Source organism: Frigoribacterium sp. PhB107 (assembly GCF_003751515.1).
Lineage (GTDB): Bacteria > Actinomycetota > Actinomycetes > Actinomycetales > Microbacteriaceae > Frigoribacterium.
Window position 1 is genome coordinate 1,358,893 of sequence record NZ_RJKU01000001.1, and the last position, 14,303, is coordinate 1,373,195.

Below are 14,303 nucleotides of genomic sequence, written 5' to 3' on the forward strand. Positions count from 1 at the left end.
CCTCCCGGCCGCTTGACTCTGACGGCTCCGCGATCCCCCGTCGCCGAGCACCCACCCGACGAAAGGCTCCGCCGTGCCCGCCAAGCACCGCGCTCGATCAGCGCGCCCCCACCTCAGACTGCTCGCAGGCAGCTGCGTCGTCGCGCTCGTCGCCGGCGGCTCCGCTCTCGTCCTGCCCCAGACGGCCTCCGCGGCCGAGAAGTTCTCGACCGCGGCGATCTACGGGACCGTGTCCGGCTCCTCCTCCGTGGTGTCGATCGACCGGACCACCGGGACGGCGACCACCGTGCTCACCGAGCCGACCGGCGCGACCGGGCTCAACCAGCTCGGCTTCACGAACGACGGCGACAAGCTGCTGATGACCAACGGGACGAACGTGTACGAGTACACGGCGTCGGCGACGGCGCCGGGCACCGCCTGGGAGACCACCGCCCGCTCGACCGGCGCCACGGTGGCCAACCAGATGGGCGGGGTCGACCCCCGGACGGACAAGTACTGGTTCGGCGGGTTCGTGCAGGGCTCGGCCGACAAGTTCTCGTTCACCAGCTACGACCCGGACGGGAACAAGATCGCCGCGACGGCGATCACGGTGACGGCGCCGACGCCTCCCGGGGGCAACGGCGACCTCGCCTTCGACCGCCTCGGCAACATGTACTTCATCTCGAGCAGCGCCGGCAACGCACAGATCTACCGCGTCGACGCGGCCGCCCTCAGCGGGACTGCGACCACAGCCGTCACCGCGGTCCCCGTGGGCCCGGTCATCACCCCGCCCGCCGCGCTCACGTCGCTCGCCTTCGCCGACGACGGCTACCTCTACATCTCGGGCAGCAGCGGCGCCAGCTTCCTCAAGGTCAACCCGGTCACGGGCGCGATCCTCGACCGTCGCACCCCCTCGGTCACGCTGACCGACATGGGCACGCGCCAGTACCCCTCCACCGGCCAGGCGTCGACGACGCTCTCCGAGGGGCGCCACGACGCGGACGACCAGTTCACCGTCGCCGTCGGCGGCGGGGACATCCCGAAGCCGGCCACCGCGAGCACGGTCGACAAGGACACGTCAGCGACCGCCGGTCCCGTCATCCTGCTGCCGGGCCAGTCGTACACGGCGACGCAGACGCCCGCCAACGACAAGACGAACCCGGCGGACTACGCCACGGCCTACCAGTGCACCGACCTGGGCACCGGCGCCGTCGTCTCGGAGGGCAAGGGCAGCACGGCCGCCTTCACCGTCCCGTCCGCCAACGGCAGCAACGTGACGTGCGAGTTCACCAACCCGCTCGCCGGCCCGACCGCGCAGGATGACTCGTCGCGCGGCGCCGCCGAGGGCCGTCCGGTCACCGTCGACGTGCTCGCGAACGACTCCGGCGACCTCGACGCCACGACCGTGCGCCTCCTCGCTCCCGGCGTCACCGGCTCGCAGCTGTCCAGCGACGGCCGCACCCTCGTCGTCCCCGGCGAGGGCACCTGGACGGTCGACGCCACCACGGGCCGCGTGACGTTCACCCCCGCCGACGGCCTCGTCGGCGACCCGACCCCGGTGACCTACACCGTCGACGACGTCCGCGGGAAGCGCGGCTCGGCCACGATCACCGTCGCGTTCGCCGGCACCGCCGTCGGCGACGCCTCGACGACGAGCCAGGGCGCCGCCGTCGAGATCGACGTGCTCGGCAACGACCGCGGCCGCATCGACCGCACCTCGGTGACCTTCCCCGCGAGCGGCCAGCCCGCCGGCGCCGTCGTCTCGGACGACGGACGCACGCTGACGGCGCCCGGCCAGGGCACCTGGACCGCCTCGGCCACCACCGGCAAGGTCACGTTCACGCCCGACCCCGCGTTCCGCGGCGACGCGACGCCGGTGACGTACCGCGCCCTCGACGGCGACGGCACCGCCTCCACCGCTCCGATCTCCGTGTCGGTCACCGCGCTCGCGCCCCGCGCCACGGACGACATCGCGACGACCGGCCAGAACGCCCCCGTCACGATCGACGTGACCGCCAACGACGCCCCCGGCGTGACCGGCGGCACCCCGGTCGACCCGACCACCGTCGTGTTCCCCGCCGCGGGCCAGCCTGCCGGGGTCACGGTCTCGGACGACGGCCGCACCGCGACCGTCGACGGTGAGGGCAGCTACCAGGCCGACCCCCGCACCGGCATCGTGACCTTCACGCCCGCGCCCGGCTACGCCGGCCCCGTGAAGGTCGTCACCTACCAGGTGTCGGACACCAGCGGCCTGACGGACACCGCCACCATCGAGGTCAGGGTGAACACCGTCGCCCCGACCGCGAACCCCGACCGTCCGACCACCACGCAGGGACGCCCTGTCGTGACCGACGTGCTCGACAACGACGACGCGGGCAACGAGCAGACGCCGATCAACCCCACCACCGTGTCGTTCACGACCCCCGGCCAGCCCGCCGACGCCACCGTGTCGAAGGACGGCCGCACGCTGACCGTGCCCGACCAGGGCGTCTACGAGATCGATGCCAAGACCGGCGCAATCACCTTCACGCCCGAGCCCGCCTTCCGCGGCGAGGCCACTCCGGTCAGCTACTGGGTCGCCGACAGCGACGGCGAGTCGTCCGTGACGACCGTCACGGTCACCGTCACCCCGGTGGGCCCGGCGCCCGCCGACGACACGGACGCGACGAGCCAGAACACGCCCGTCCTGATCGACGTCACCTCGAACGACGTCCCCGGCGTGGAGGGCGGCACCCCGCTCGACCCGACCACCGTCGTCTTCCCGACCGCAGGCCAGCCCGCGGGCGCGACGGTCTCGGACGACGGCCGCACCCTGGCCGTCCCCGGCCAGGGCACCTGGACGGCCGCCCCGGCCACCGGGAAGGTGACCTACACGCCCGCTCAGGGCGCCACCGGCACGACGAGCCCCGTCGTCTACCAGGTCGCCGACACGGGCGAGGCCCAGGGCACCGGCCGGATCACGGTCACCGTGGCGCCGGTCACCCCGACCGCGACCGACGACGCCGCCGAGACCCGTCAGGGCACCCCGGTGACGGTCGACGTCGTCGGGAACGACCGCGGCGGCAACGGCCGGACCCCGATCGAGCCGACCTCGGTCGTGTTCCCCTCGAAGGGACAGCCCGCGGGAGCAGCCGTGTCGACCGACCGCCGCACCCTCACGGTCGCCGACCAGGGCAGCTACACGATCGACCCGGCCACCGGAGCGATCACCTTCGCCCCCGTCGCGGGCTTCCGCGGCGAGGCCTCGCCGGTCGTCTACGGCGTCTCCGACGTCGACCGCACCTCGACCACGGCGACGCTCACCGTCAGCGTGCGGGAGGTCGGGCCGAAGGCCCAGGACGACACGGCCAGCACGCCGCAGAACACCGCGGTCACCGTCGACCTCCCGCAGAACGACGCCCCCGGCGTGTCGGGCGGCACGGCGGTCGACCGGAGCACCGTGGTCTTCACCGCCGCGGGCCAGCCGAAGGACGCCGTCGTCTCCGACGGCGGCCGCACGCTGACCGTCCCGGCGCAGGGCGTGTGGACCGTCGACCGCACCTCGGGCGTCGCGACCTTCACGCCGGCCGACGGCTTCGCCGGCACGACGACGCCGGTCACGTACCGGATCGCCGACGCGGGGGGCGCCACGAGCACCGCCGTCGCCACGGTCACGGTGACCCCGGTCGTCCCGCGTGCCGTGGACGACCGGGCGACCACCCCGCAGAACACCCCGGTCACGGTCGACCTCGTCGCCAACGACGCCGCCGGCGTCCGCGGCGGTGCGGCGATCGACCCGGCCTCGGTCGTGTTCACGACGACCGGCCAGCCGGCCGGAGCCGTGCTCGCCGACGGCGGGAAGACCCTCACCCTGCCCGGCCTCGGAGTCCTGCGGGTCGACCCCGCGAAGGGCTCGGTCGTCTTCTCGCCGGCTCAGGCCTTCGTCGGCACCACGGCACCGGTCACCTACCAGGTCGCCGACGCCCGCGGGCTGACCGCGACGGCCACCGTCGTGGTCACCGTCACCTCGGTCGCCCCCACGGCCGCACCGGACAGCGCGCAGACGCCGGCCAGGACTCCCGTGACGATCGACCCCCTGGCGAACGACGCGCCCGGCAACGCCCGCACCCCGCTGGCCCCGACGTCCGTCCGGCTGCTCGACGGGACCGGCTCGCCGGTCACGACCGTCACGGTCGGCGGCACCGGGACCTTCACGGTGGACGCCACGACGGGACGGATCACCTTCGCCCCCGAGGCCGCGTACACCGGCACGGTGACCGTGCCCTACGTCGTCAGCGACGTCGACGGCGGCACCGCCCGCTCGACCGTCACCGTGACGGTGGGCGCTCCCCCGACCGCCGTGGACGACCGCGGCACGACGGCCCCGGGCACGCCCGTGACCGTCACGGTGACGGGCAACGACAGCTCGGGCTCGACCGCGCTCGACCCGCGCTCGGTGCAGCTCGTCGACCCGGCCACCGGCGAGCTCGTCTCGTCGGTAGCGGTGCCCCGCACGGGCACGTGGCGGGTCGGCATCGACGGCACGATCACCTTCACCCCCGAGGCGGCGTTCTCCGGGACGGCCACCGTCACCTACTCCGTCGCCGACGAGGACGGCAGCCGCTCGACCGCCGAGCTGGCCGTGACGGTGCCCGCGGCGCCGGGTGTCACCGTCACCCCGGCAGCTGACGGAGGCGGCGTGGTCGTCACCGCACCCGGCGGCGGCAGCCTCGCCTTCACCGGCACGGAGCTGGCGGTGCCCGCGAGCATCGCGGTGCTGCTGCTGGTCGCGGGCGGGGCCCTGCTGGTGCTCCGTCGGCCGCGGAAGCCGGCACGCCGGCACTGATCGGCGCAGGGCACCGAGCCGCCCGACCAGGTGAGCCGAGGAGGCGCACGGCACCCGCCGTGCGCCTCCTCCGTCGTCTGCGCTCGCTGCCGCGGCTGAGGCTGCTGCCGCTGCTCGGCTGTTCCTGCTGCTGCTGCCGCTGACGCTGCTGCTGCTGTTCCTGCTGCTGCTGTTCCTGCCGCTGCCGCCGCTGCCGCGCGCGGAGTCGGCGGGTTCCTGTCGCCCGCGGCGGGTCGCTGCGGGCTGCGGCGGGTTCCCGTCGCCCGCGGCGGGTGGGCGCTGACCCGCTGGCGGCTGCGGGAACCCGCCGACTCCAGGATCGTGGACGCGGGACGGCGGGCGGGGCTCCAGCAGGAGGCGCTGCTCCCCTCGATCGTGGGGGCGCGGTGCCGAGGCGGTCGGCCCTAGCGTCAGCAGCATGTCCTACGAAGAACCGATGGTGGCCTACGACTACGGACCGAGCTTCTCGTCGATCCTCACGACGCTCGCCGCGGTGGCGCTGCTCGGGCTGGGCATCGCGCTCGCGGTCCTGCTGATGCGACTCGTGCTCGTGGCCACGCGAGCGCTCACCGTGTTCAGCCGTGAGCGCGAGCTGCGCCTCGAGACGCTGCTCGCCGAGTCGGGCGCTGCCGCACCCCCGGCACCGGCCGCCGCATCCGCCCCCGCGACCGCAGCTCCAGCCTCGGCGCCGGCGCCAGCCGCACCTCCGGCATCGGCCGCACCCGCACCTCCCTCGGCGGACGGCGATCGAACCGAGGACACGTGTGCCCCTGACGGCGACGCCCCCGACGGCGGGGACGTCACGCCCCGCTGAGCCGCGACACCCGCGAGCCCGCGGCGCTCAGAGCAGGTGCTGGCGGGTTCTCGTCGCCCGCGGCGGGCGGGCGCGGACCCGCCGTCGACGACGGGAACCCGCCGCCGGCAGCGGGAACCCGCCGCGACCGACAGGAACCCGCCGACATGGGCCACCCGCGGCCGATAGCGTCGGGTGATGAGCCTCACAGTCCGCCCCGCCCGGGCCTCAGATGCCACGGGCATCGCCGCCGTGCACGTCCAGTCGTGGCGTGAGACGTACGCGCACCTCGTGCCGGCCGGCTTCCTCGCGGGCCTCGACGTCGGCGAGCGGACCGCCGGGTGGGCTCGCATCCTCGACGACGACGTCACCGACGTGCTCGTCGCCCTCGACACGGAGCGCATCGTCGGCTGGGCCTCGGCGAGCGCAGGTCGTGATCGCCTGCGCCCGGCACCACGTGAGCTCGAGGGCATCTACGTCGTCGCCGCCGCACACGGGTCGGGTGCGGGCCGCCTGCTGCTCGACGCCGCGATCGGCGACGGCCCCGCCTACCTGTGGATGGCCGACGACAACCCCCGGGCCGAGGCCTTCTACCGCCGCCACGGGTTCGCCCGGGACGGCGCCGCCAAGGAGGAGTCGCTCGGCCCGGTGGTGCTGCCCGTCGTGAGGCTCGTCCGGTGACGCGGGTCAGTTCGCCCTGACCGTGGCGAGCTCGTCCCAGTGGGTGGTCGCTCGGGGCGAGACCATGTCGCGCTTCATCGACCAGCCTCGTCGGTGACGGAGCCCGGCGACCCCGAGCCCGAGGGTGTCCTCGCCGAACTTGCCCGCGATGCGGTCGATGACCGCGCCGTAGGCCGGGGGCGCGGCGCCCTCGAGATCGAACACGTCGAGGCTGGCGTGCTCGTCGCGTGGGGTCAGCTCCATCAGCGTGACGCCCGCGCGCACGTAGCGCTTGCCTGGCTCGAGCTGCGGGCCGAGCGCGGCGATCGCCGCCCGGGACAGGGTCGCCGCGTCGTCGGTGGGCTCGGGGAACGCCACCGACACCGAGTGGTTCGTGTGCGCGGCGCTGTCGGAGAACGGGGAGGTGGCGGCGAAGCAGCGCATCATCCGCGTCAGCGAGCCCTGTCTCCGCAGGCGAGCCGCAGCCCGCTGCGTGTAGACGGACAGCACCTCCTCGAGCTCTGTCACCGTGGTGACCGGCACGGCGAACGACCGCGAGTGGTAGATCTGCTCACGCTCGGGCTGGACCTGTTCGATGGGCAGGCAGTCGACCCCGCGCAGCTCATGCACGACCCGGGCCTGCACGACCCCGAACCGCGCGCGGATCCGTGCCGCGTCGGCATCGCGGAGGTCGGCTGCCGTGTGGACGCCGAGCGGCGCGAGCTTCTTCGCGGTGCGGCGTCCGATGCCCCAGACGTCGCCGACGTCGACGCTGGCGAGGATCGCGGTCTGCCGGTCAGGGGCGTAGCTGCCCAGGTGACAGACGCCTCCCAGTGCCCGGTTCTGCTTCGAGCCGCGGTTCGCGAGCTTCGCGAGGGTCTTCGTCGGCGCGATGCCGATGCTGACGGGCAGGCCGATGAGCTTGCGCACGGCCCGCCGGATCTCGCGCGCCTGCGCGATCGTCTCGTCGAGGGTGCCGGTGAGCTCGATGAACGACTCGTCGATCGAGTACACCTCTTGGCTGCTCGTGTAGCGGCTGAGCACCTCGGCCGACCGGGCCGACATGTCGCCGTAGAGCTCGTAGTTGCTCGAGACGGCCACGACGCCCTGCATCTCTGCGATCGGCGCGATGCTGTGCCAGGGCGCGGCCATGTCGACGTTCAGCGCCTTCGCCTCTTCCGACCGGGCGATGACGCAGCCGTCGTTGTTCGACAGGACGACCACCGGCCGGCCCTCGAGGGACGGGTCGAAGACCCGCTCGCACGAGACGTAGAAGTTGTTCGCGTCGACGATCGCGATGCTGCGACCGGACACACGAGGCGCAGGCACGGGGACGAGATGCTCAGACACGGTGCAGGCACCTCGTCACGACGCCCCAGATCGTCGCCTCGTCGAGCTCGGACAGCACGATCTCGGGGTAGGCCGGGTTCTCGGGGCTGAGCACCATCTGCCCGTCGCGCCACGACAGGCGCTTGACGGTCAGCTCGGCGTTGACGACCGCGACCACGACGTGCCCGTCGTGCGCGTCGAGCCCGCGGTCGACGACGAGCTCGTCGCCGTCGAAGATGCCGGCGCCGGTCATGCTGTCGCCGCTGACCCGCACCAGGAACGTCGCCGTCGGGTCGCGCATCAGGTGCCGGTTCAGGTCGACGGGCCCGTTGTAGTACCCCTGCGCGGGCGACGGGAACCCGGCGTGCACCGCCTCGGCCGCCTGCTGCGGGAGGAGGTGATCAGGACGCGGCTCGCCGCCCACCGCGCCGATCACCTCGGTCACGGTCGTTCCTCCCACGTCATGCCCGGACGGTAGCACCGGCCGCCGACACTGCCGCGCCGGCCGTCGGCAGCCGGCCGCCCGCGGCCAGCAGCCGCCCCTCAGCTCACGGCACCAGGACGACCTTGCCGGCGAGCGTGCGGGACTCGGCGAGCTCCAGGGCCTCGACCACCGCCTCCAGCGAGAACAGGGCCGCGACGTTCGCCGTCACGACGCCGTCACGCACGAGCTCGAGCACCTGCCCCAGGTCGTGCTCGAGACGGGCGCGGAACCGTCGCGGCGTGCGCGAGTGCCCGCTCCACAGGTCGTAGAACGTCGCCCGTCGGCCGTTGGGGAGGACGCTCCAGGCCCCGATGCGGACGAGCTGCCGGAGGAACGGCGGCCAGATGCTCCCCGTGCCTCCGGTCGCGCTGGCGATCGCGTAGGCGACGAGCGTGCCGCCGGGCGCGAGCATCGTCCACGCGGTGCGCGTGACCTCGCCGCCGATGTTGTCGAACACGGCGTCGACGCCGCCGGGGGCGAGCTCACGGACTTTCGCGGCGAGGCCGGGATCGGCGTAGTCCACGGGCTCGGCGCCGGCACGACTCAGCTGGTCGTGATGGCGAGGCGACGCGGCCGCGATCACGCGCACGCCGTGGTGCAGCGCGAGCTGGATCAGGATGCCGCCCACTCCCCCGTTCGCGCCGAACACGAGCACCGTCCCGCCGGGCCGCACCCGCGCCGACCTGTGCAGCATCTGCCACGCCGTCACCCCGTTGACCGTGACGGTCTCGGCGTCCTCCGCGGCGACGCCGTCGGGCACGACGACCGAGTCGCGCTCGCGCACGACCGCCTGGGTCGCCCACCCGCCCGTCTTGGTGAGGCTGGCGACGCGGCGGCCGACGAGCGAGCCGTCCCCGCCCGGGCCCACGGCCGATACCGTCCCGACGAGGTCGTAGCCGGGCGTGAAGGGGAACGCCGGCTGCCCGGGGTAGCGCCCGCGGCGCATGGCCTGCTCCGCGAACGAGATGCCGGTCGCCTCGACGGTGACGAGCAGCTCGCCTGCTCCCGGCTCGGGCGTCGCGACCTGTTCGATCAGCAGCCCTGAGGGCTGCACGACGCCCGGCAGGACGACGCGGGTGGTGGTGGCGGTGGTGTCGGTCATGGTGATCTCTCTTCTCGAGTGGGTGGTGGGGAATTACTGACTGGTCAGTCACAACTGCGGACAAGAAAGAACACGGGTGCAGGAGGCGCTCGTCACCGGTGCCGGATCCCCGCGGTCACCGAGGCGGCCCACGAGTCGCCCACGGAGGCGAGGTCCGTCTGGACGATCAGGTGGCACAGCTGCCCGTACGCGATGAACCGCTGCACGTCGGCCGGCGCCGCGCCGGAGACCCGCTCGACCGCCCGGACCACGTCGCGGAGACCGTCACGCACGGCGGCGCGGATCTCGGGCACGGCGCTCGCGCTCTGCGCCTGCGACTGCATCATGATCAGGTCGCGGTCCTCGACGAGGGCGACGTACGCCTCCGTCATCGCGTCGAGACGGCCGGCCGGGTCGGTCGAGGAGCTCGCCTCGCCTGCCTCGACGAGGGCGTCCGTCACTCGCGAGTACGTGTCCTCCACGGCCGCGAGGAACACCCCGAGCTTGCCTGGGAAGAGCCGGAACACGTAGGCCGGCGACACCGCGGCGGCGGCGGCCACGTCCGCGACGGGCGTCGCGTGGTACCCCTTCTCGGCGAAGACGCGCACCGCGGCCGAGGTGATCCGGGCGCGCTGCGCCTCGGCGGTCGAGCGGAGGGCTGCGCCGGCGGCAGTGCCTGTGCTGGTCGGGGACATGTGACTGAGTGAACACTTACATGTCGCAGCTGTCAAGGGGCGTCGCGACGCACCCGTCGAGGAGGCGTCAGGACGAGTGCCGCGAGGTCCAGTCCGCGAAGGGCGCCGTCGCACCCTCGACGTGCCCCTGCTCGGCCGCCAGGGCTCGGTCCTCGGGGGCCTTCGCGTACTCGTCGTAGAAGGTCGCGAGGCTCATCAGGCGGTTGCCGTCCTCGTAGTGCTCGCCCTCCTCCTCGCGGCTCACCGCGTAGATCACCCGGTCGGGCTGTGCGTAGTAGAGCGCCCCGAGGCACATCGGGCACGGGTACGCCGTCACGTAGGCGTCGAAGCCGCGCAGGTCGGTGATGCCCTGCTCGGCGGCCTGGCGGATGGCGAGGATCTCGGCGTGCGCGGTCGGGTCGCCCGTCTGGGCGACGTGGTTGCTCGCCTCGACGACGACCTCGCCGGCACGGACGAGCAGGCACGCGAAGGGCTTGCCCCCGGCGTCCACGTTCTCCTGGGCGCGCTGGACGCTGAGGGCGGTGAAGGTGTCGTCTCGTTCGGTCATGCCCCGAGAGTGCACCCCGCGCACGAAGGGGCGTCCAGCCAGACCGCAGCCAGCAGGCCGTGCACTCCAGGAGGCGGTGGGCGCCTACGCGGAAGCGGTCGCGTCGGCGTCGGCGTCGGCGTCCGGCTTCATCCAGAACGGCGAATAGTGGTAGCCGTCGAGGTCGTCGAACTGGCGCTGGTACATGAACGGGTAGTCGTCGGTGTCGCCGACGCGACCGCCTGCGGCCGCGGCGCGCTCGACCAGCTCGTCGACCGCCTCCTGGCTGGGCAGGTCGAACGAGACGGTCACCTTCGAGGGGGTGTCGGGCCCGCCGATCAGTTCTTCGACGCCGCCGACGCTCTCGTACATCGCGCGGCTCGTCAGCATCACGTTCTGCTCGGGCGCGATCGCGAAGCACGACGACTCGGGGCCCGACATCGCCGACTGCAGGTCCCAGCCGAGCGCGGCGTAGAAGGCGGTCGCGCGCTCGACGTCCGCGACGGGGCAGCTGAGGAAGAGGGACATGCGCACACCCTCGTCCTCGGCATCCCCGCCGTCAAGGTCCGGACGTCCCGGATGCCGACCGAGCCGGTCGAGCGCCGTGGGTCACCACCAGAAGGGCGCCTGCGGCACGTAGTGCTCCTCGAGGCGGCGGACGTCGTCGTCGGTCAGCTCGACCTCGAGCGCGGCCACGGCGTCGGCCATGTGGTGCGGCTTGGTCGCGCCGACGATCGGGGCCGACACCACGGGGTTCCGGAGCACCCAGGCCACCGCTATCTGCGCCATCGACACCCCGTGCTCGGCGGCGACCTGCTCGACGGCGTCGACGATCGGGCCGTCGGCGTCGGTGTCGAACGCCTTCGCGACCTCGTCGACGGCCGAGCGGTCGGTCGTCACGTCGCGCGGCCTCGTCAGCCGCCCCTTGCCCTGCGGCGAGTACGGGACGAGCCCGACGCCGAGGTCGGCGCAGAGCGGGATCATCTCCCGCTCCTCCTCGCGCTTCAGGAGGTTGTACTGGTCCTGCATCGTCGCGAACGGCGTCCAGCCGTGCACGGCCGCGGCCGTCTGCAGCTTCGCGAACTGCCACGCGAACATGCTCGACGCACCCGTGTACCGGACCTTGCCGACGCGCACGAGGTCGTGCAGCGCCTCCATCGTCTCCTCGACCGGCGTCTCGTCGTCGAAGCGGTGGATCTGGTACAGGTCGATGTAGTCGGTGCCGAGGCGCCGCAGCGACGCGTCGACCTGCTCGAGGATCGCCGCGCGCGAGAGCCCCGAGCCGCCGGGCCCGTCGTGCACCTTGCCGCTGACCTTGGTGGCGAGCACGATCTCCTCGCGCCGCGAGTACTCGCGCACGGCACGGCCGACGAACTCCTCGCCTGTGCCCTGCTGGTAGACGTTCGCGGTGTCCCAGAACGTCACGCCGAGCTCGACCGCCTGGCGGAAGAAGGGCGCGGACGCCTCCTCGTCGAGGGTCCAGGTGTGCAGGCCCCGCGTGGGGTCGCCGTAGCTCATGCAGCCGAGGCCGATCCTGCTGACGCGCAGGCCCGTGGTGCCGAGTCGTCCGTACTTCATCGTGGGGTGTCCTCTCGTCGCGCGTCGTCGTTCCTCGGGTGCCGGCTGGCCAGCCCCGTCTCCCGCACCTCCTGGCTGGCGGGGGTCGCGCCCCAGCTGGCGAGGAGGCGGAGGCGCTCCTCGGTCGGCGAGCCCGGCTCTGCGCTGTAGATCAAGAAGTTGAGCCCCTGCTGCCCCATCGGCTCCATGGCCTCGTAGACGAGCTCGAGGTCGCCGACGACCGGGTGCCGGAACGACTTGTTCCCGGACGCGTGGTGCCGCACCTCGTGCGCGCCCCAGCGGGCGCGGAACTCGTCGCTGCGCGTCGAGAGCTCGCCGACGAGGTCGTGCAGTGCCTTGTCGTGCGGGTCGCGGCCCGCCTCGGTGCGGAGGATGGCGACGTTGATGTCGGCGGCGATCGACCACGACGGGTAGAATGCCTCGGCCAGCTCGCGGTGCAGGAACACGAAGCGGGCCAGGTTGACGGGCCGGTCGGGCAGCGCGTACAGGTCGGAGTAGAGGGCCCGGAAGAGCGCGTTCTCGCCGAGCACGTCCATCCGGCCGTTCCGGACGAAGGCCGGGCCGGCCGTCACGGAGTCGAGGGCGAGCTGCAGGGCACGGGAGATGCCCGACGGCCGCGAGCGTGCCCGCGAGCGGCTGCGGACGGGCGACTCGTTCGCCGCCCGGGCGAGGTCGCCCAGGTGCGACCGCTCGGCGTCGTCGAGGAGCAGCGCGCTGCCGATCGCCTCGAGCACCGCCTCCGAGACGCCCCCGAGGTCGCCGCGTTCGAGCCGCGAGTAGTACTCGACGCTGACGCCGGCGAGCATCGCCACCTCGGTCCGTCGAAGGCCCGGCACCCGCCGACCAGGGCCGCCGGGCAGCTCGACCTGCTCGGGTGTCACACGGGCTCGCCTCGTGGTGAGGAAGTCCCGCACCTCGCTCTTGTTGTCCATGGCCTCGACCGTACGACGCCGGGGCGTCCGGATGGGTGCTCCGGTGGGGCACCCCCGACGAGAGACGGCGGCGCAGCCCGGTGAGGGGCGGCGCTGTGAGCTGCGGATCGGCGAACTGCGGTCGGCCCCAGTTGGCGGCACCACGGCGAGCGCCTCCTGCGCGAGGCGTGCCTCCACCTGGCGCCGCAGTCTGTCCCCTCGCAGGCGGCACCGCGCGTGAACTCGTCGCCGCTGTGCTGGTGAGAGGCCTCGAATCGACCTCACCGAACCTCCTGAGGTCGATCTGCGGCCTCTCACCCCGGGACGGACCAGGTGAACCGGCGGAGAAGGCTCGGCTTGGCCCTCGCGAGAGCACGTCGTGCCGGCTCACCCACCGGGGTGCAACTCCGGGCTCGTGCTCGACTCGTCCACGGCGTCGGCCAGGGACAGCTCGAGGGCGAGCTCCAGGCAGCGAGCCCGGGCCGGGGAGAAGTCGTAGGGCATCAGGCCGACGGCGTCCGCGAGGCTCCGCGACCTCCGCCGGCCACCAGACCCGGACCCGGACCCGGACCCGGCCCTGCCGCCGGCGCCGGTGTCGGTGTCGGTGTCGGTGTCGGTGTCGGGCTCAGGGTCGGCCCCCTCCGGGTGCAGCTCGTCCCAGGCCGCGACGAGCGCGTCGTCCTCCGAGTCCTGACCGGACTCCTCGATGACCGCGAGCAGCACTCCCTCGAAGGCGTGCCGCTCGGCTGCCACCTCGGCCACGCGGGGGTCGTCGACGGCGACCGTGTCGTCGAGCGCCGCCTCGGCCGCATCGACGCGATCGGACTCTGCGCGGAGCTCCGGTCGGGTCGCGAGCGCGACGAACCGGCCTGCCTGCACGGCGGCGCCGAGCGGGCCGAAGATCCGCTCGGTGACGAGCAGGGCGTCGAGATCGTCCTGCCGGAGCGAGCCCTCGGGCAGGCCCGTGAGCCGCCGAGAGACGAACTCGTCGAGCAGGCCGGTCCGGCTGCCCAGGGCGCGCATGCGGCGGACCGCGGCGCGCTGGCGCTGCAGCTCCGCCTCCTTCGCCTCGAGCGTCGCCTCCAGCTGCTCGAGCACGTCCGCGACGTCGCCCTGGCCGGCAGCGGCACGGTCCGGAGCTCCGGCGTCGACCGAGTCGAGGGCGGCAGGACCGCCGGCGGAGGCGCCCGCGAAGGCGTCACGGATGTCGCCCAGGGCGATGCCCGCGTCGGTCATCTTGCGGATCCAGAGCAGCCGGATCATGGCGTCGTAGTCGTAGCGGCGACGCCCGCCGCCGTCGCGCTCGGGCTCGGGCAGCAGCCCCAGCGAGTGGTAGTGACGGATCGCCCTCGGCGTCGTGCCGACGAACGAGGCGGCGTCGCCGATGGCGACCTGGCGAGGCGGGATGAAGGACGAGGACACGGCGGGGCCTTCCTGAGGGT

At 73.4% G+C, this 14,303-nt stretch carries 12 protein-coding genes; 3 read left to right on the top strand and 9 right to left on the bottom strand.

Annotated elements, in window-relative coordinates; genetic code table 11:
• Positions 1-73: 73 nt before the first annotated feature.
• The 3 genes from EDF18_RS06300 to EDF18_RS06315 all read left to right on the top strand — a co-directional run bounded on the left by EDF18_RS06300 (position 74) and on the right by EDF18_RS06315 (position 6,278).
• A complete protein-coding gene (locus EDF18_RS06300; RefSeq protein WP_123546860.1) occupies positions 74-4,804 on the top strand; it encodes a tandem-95 repeat protein in 4,731 nt (1,576 codons plus the stop codon).
• A 418-nt stretch (positions 4,805-5,222) separates the two neighbouring features.
• Positions 5,223-5,618 (top strand): hypothetical protein, encoded by a 396-nt coding sequence (locus tag EDF18_RS06310; protein ID WP_133737999.1) that lies wholly within the window; start codon positions 5,223-5,225, stop codon positions 5,616-5,618.
• 177 nt (positions 5,619-5,795) lie between these two features.
• A complete protein-coding gene (locus tag EDF18_RS06315) occupies positions 5,796-6,278 on the top strand; it encodes a GNAT family N-acetyltransferase (protein ID WP_347876486.1) in 483 nt (160 codons plus the stop codon).
• Between the two features lie 6 nt (positions 6,279-6,284).
• On the opposite strand, the gene EDF18_RS06320 is transcribed toward EDF18_RS06315, so the two are convergent.
• The 9 genes from EDF18_RS06320 to EDF18_RS06360 form a co-directional block, all read right to left on the bottom strand.
• Positions 6,285-7,607, bottom strand: a complete 1,323-nt coding sequence (locus EDF18_RS06320; protein WP_123546863.1) for a Y-family DNA polymerase — start codon at positions 7,605-7,607, stop codon at positions 6,285-6,287.
• The gene (locus EDF18_RS06325) at positions 7,600-8,010 is read right to left on the bottom strand and encodes a LexA family transcriptional regulator (protein ID WP_233569061.1); all 411 of its coding nucleotides are present in this window, start codon (positions 8,008-8,010) and stop codon (positions 7,600-7,602) included. The genes EDF18_RS06320 and EDF18_RS06325 overlap by 8 nt, the downstream gene beginning before the upstream one ends.
• A 124-nt stretch (positions 8,011-8,134) precedes the next feature.
• Positions 8,135-9,172: a medium chain dehydrogenase/reductase family protein gene (locus EDF18_RS06330; protein WP_123546864.1), complete on the bottom strand. Its 1,038-nt coding sequence runs from the start codon at positions 9,170-9,172 to the stop codon at positions 8,135-8,137.
• A 92-nt stretch (positions 9,173-9,264) separates the two neighbouring features.
• Positions 9,265-9,846 carry a TetR/AcrR family transcriptional regulator gene (locus EDF18_RS06335; protein WP_123546865.1) on the bottom strand — a complete coding sequence of 194 codons (582 nt, stop codon included), beginning with the start codon at positions 9,844-9,846 and terminating at the stop codon, positions 9,265-9,267.
• 67 nt (positions 9,847-9,913) lie between these two features.
• Positions 9,914-10,393 carry a nucleoside deaminase gene (locus EDF18_RS06340; protein ID WP_123546866.1) on the bottom strand — a complete coding sequence of 160 codons (480 nt, stop codon included), beginning with the start codon at positions 10,391-10,393 and terminating at the stop codon, positions 9,914-9,916.
• Between the two features lie 84 nt (positions 10,394-10,477).
• Positions 10,478-10,900, bottom strand: coding sequence for a VOC family protein (locus EDF18_RS06345; RefSeq protein ID WP_123546867.1), 423 nt, complete (start codon positions 10,898-10,900; stop codon positions 10,478-10,480).
• 81 nt (positions 10,901-10,981) lie between these two features.
• Positions 10,982-11,950, bottom strand: coding sequence for an aldo/keto reductase (locus EDF18_RS06350; RefSeq protein ID WP_123546868.1), 969 nt, complete (start codon positions 11,948-11,950; stop codon positions 10,982-10,984).
• Positions 11,947-12,882, bottom strand: coding sequence for a helix-turn-helix transcriptional regulator (locus EDF18_RS06355; RefSeq protein WP_123546869.1), 936 nt, complete (start codon positions 12,880-12,882; stop codon positions 11,947-11,949). The genes EDF18_RS06350 and EDF18_RS06355 overlap by 4 nt, the downstream gene beginning before the upstream one ends.
• A gap of 366 nt (positions 12,883-13,248) precedes the next feature.
• Complete coding sequence (locus tag EDF18_RS06360) at positions 13,249-14,283, bottom strand: MerR family transcriptional regulator (protein WP_123546870.1); 1,035 nt, start codon at positions 14,281-14,283, stop codon at positions 13,249-13,251.
• Positions 14,284-14,303 lie beyond the last annotated feature (20 nt).

What these genes read in the sequence shown, in the direction of transcription:
- EDF18_RS06310 (WP_133737999.1), top strand. Translation starts at nt 5,223, where the DNA reads ATGTCCTACGAAGAACCGATGGTGGCCTACGACTACGGACCGAGCTTC.
- EDF18_RS06315 (WP_347876486.1), top strand. Translation starts at nt 5,796, where the DNA reads ATGAGCCTCACAGTCCGCCCCGCCCGGGCCTCAGATGCCACGGGCATC.
- EDF18_RS06330 (WP_123546864.1), bottom strand. Translation starts at nt 9,172, where the DNA reads ATGACCGACACCACCGCCACCACCACCCGCGTCGTCCTGCCGGGCGTC.
- EDF18_RS06335 (WP_123546865.1), bottom strand. Translation starts at nt 9,846, where the DNA reads ATGTCCCCGACCAGCACAGGCACTGCCGCCGGCGCAGCCCTCCGCTCG.
- EDF18_RS06340 (WP_123546866.1), bottom strand. Translation starts at nt 10,393, where the DNA reads ATGACCGAACGAGACGACACCTTCACCGCCCTCAGCGTCCAGCGCGCC.
- EDF18_RS06345 (WP_123546867.1), bottom strand. Translation starts at nt 10,900, where the DNA reads ATGTCCCTCTTCCTCAGCTGCCCCGTCGCGGACGTCGAGCGCGCGACC.
- EDF18_RS06350 (WP_123546868.1), bottom strand. Translation starts at nt 11,950, where the DNA reads ATGAAGTACGGACGACTCGGCACCACGGGCCTGCGCGTCAGCAGGATC.
- EDF18_RS06355 (WP_123546869.1), bottom strand. Translation starts at nt 12,882, where the DNA reads ATGGACAACAAGAGCGAGGTGCGGGACTTCCTCACCACGAGGCGAGCC.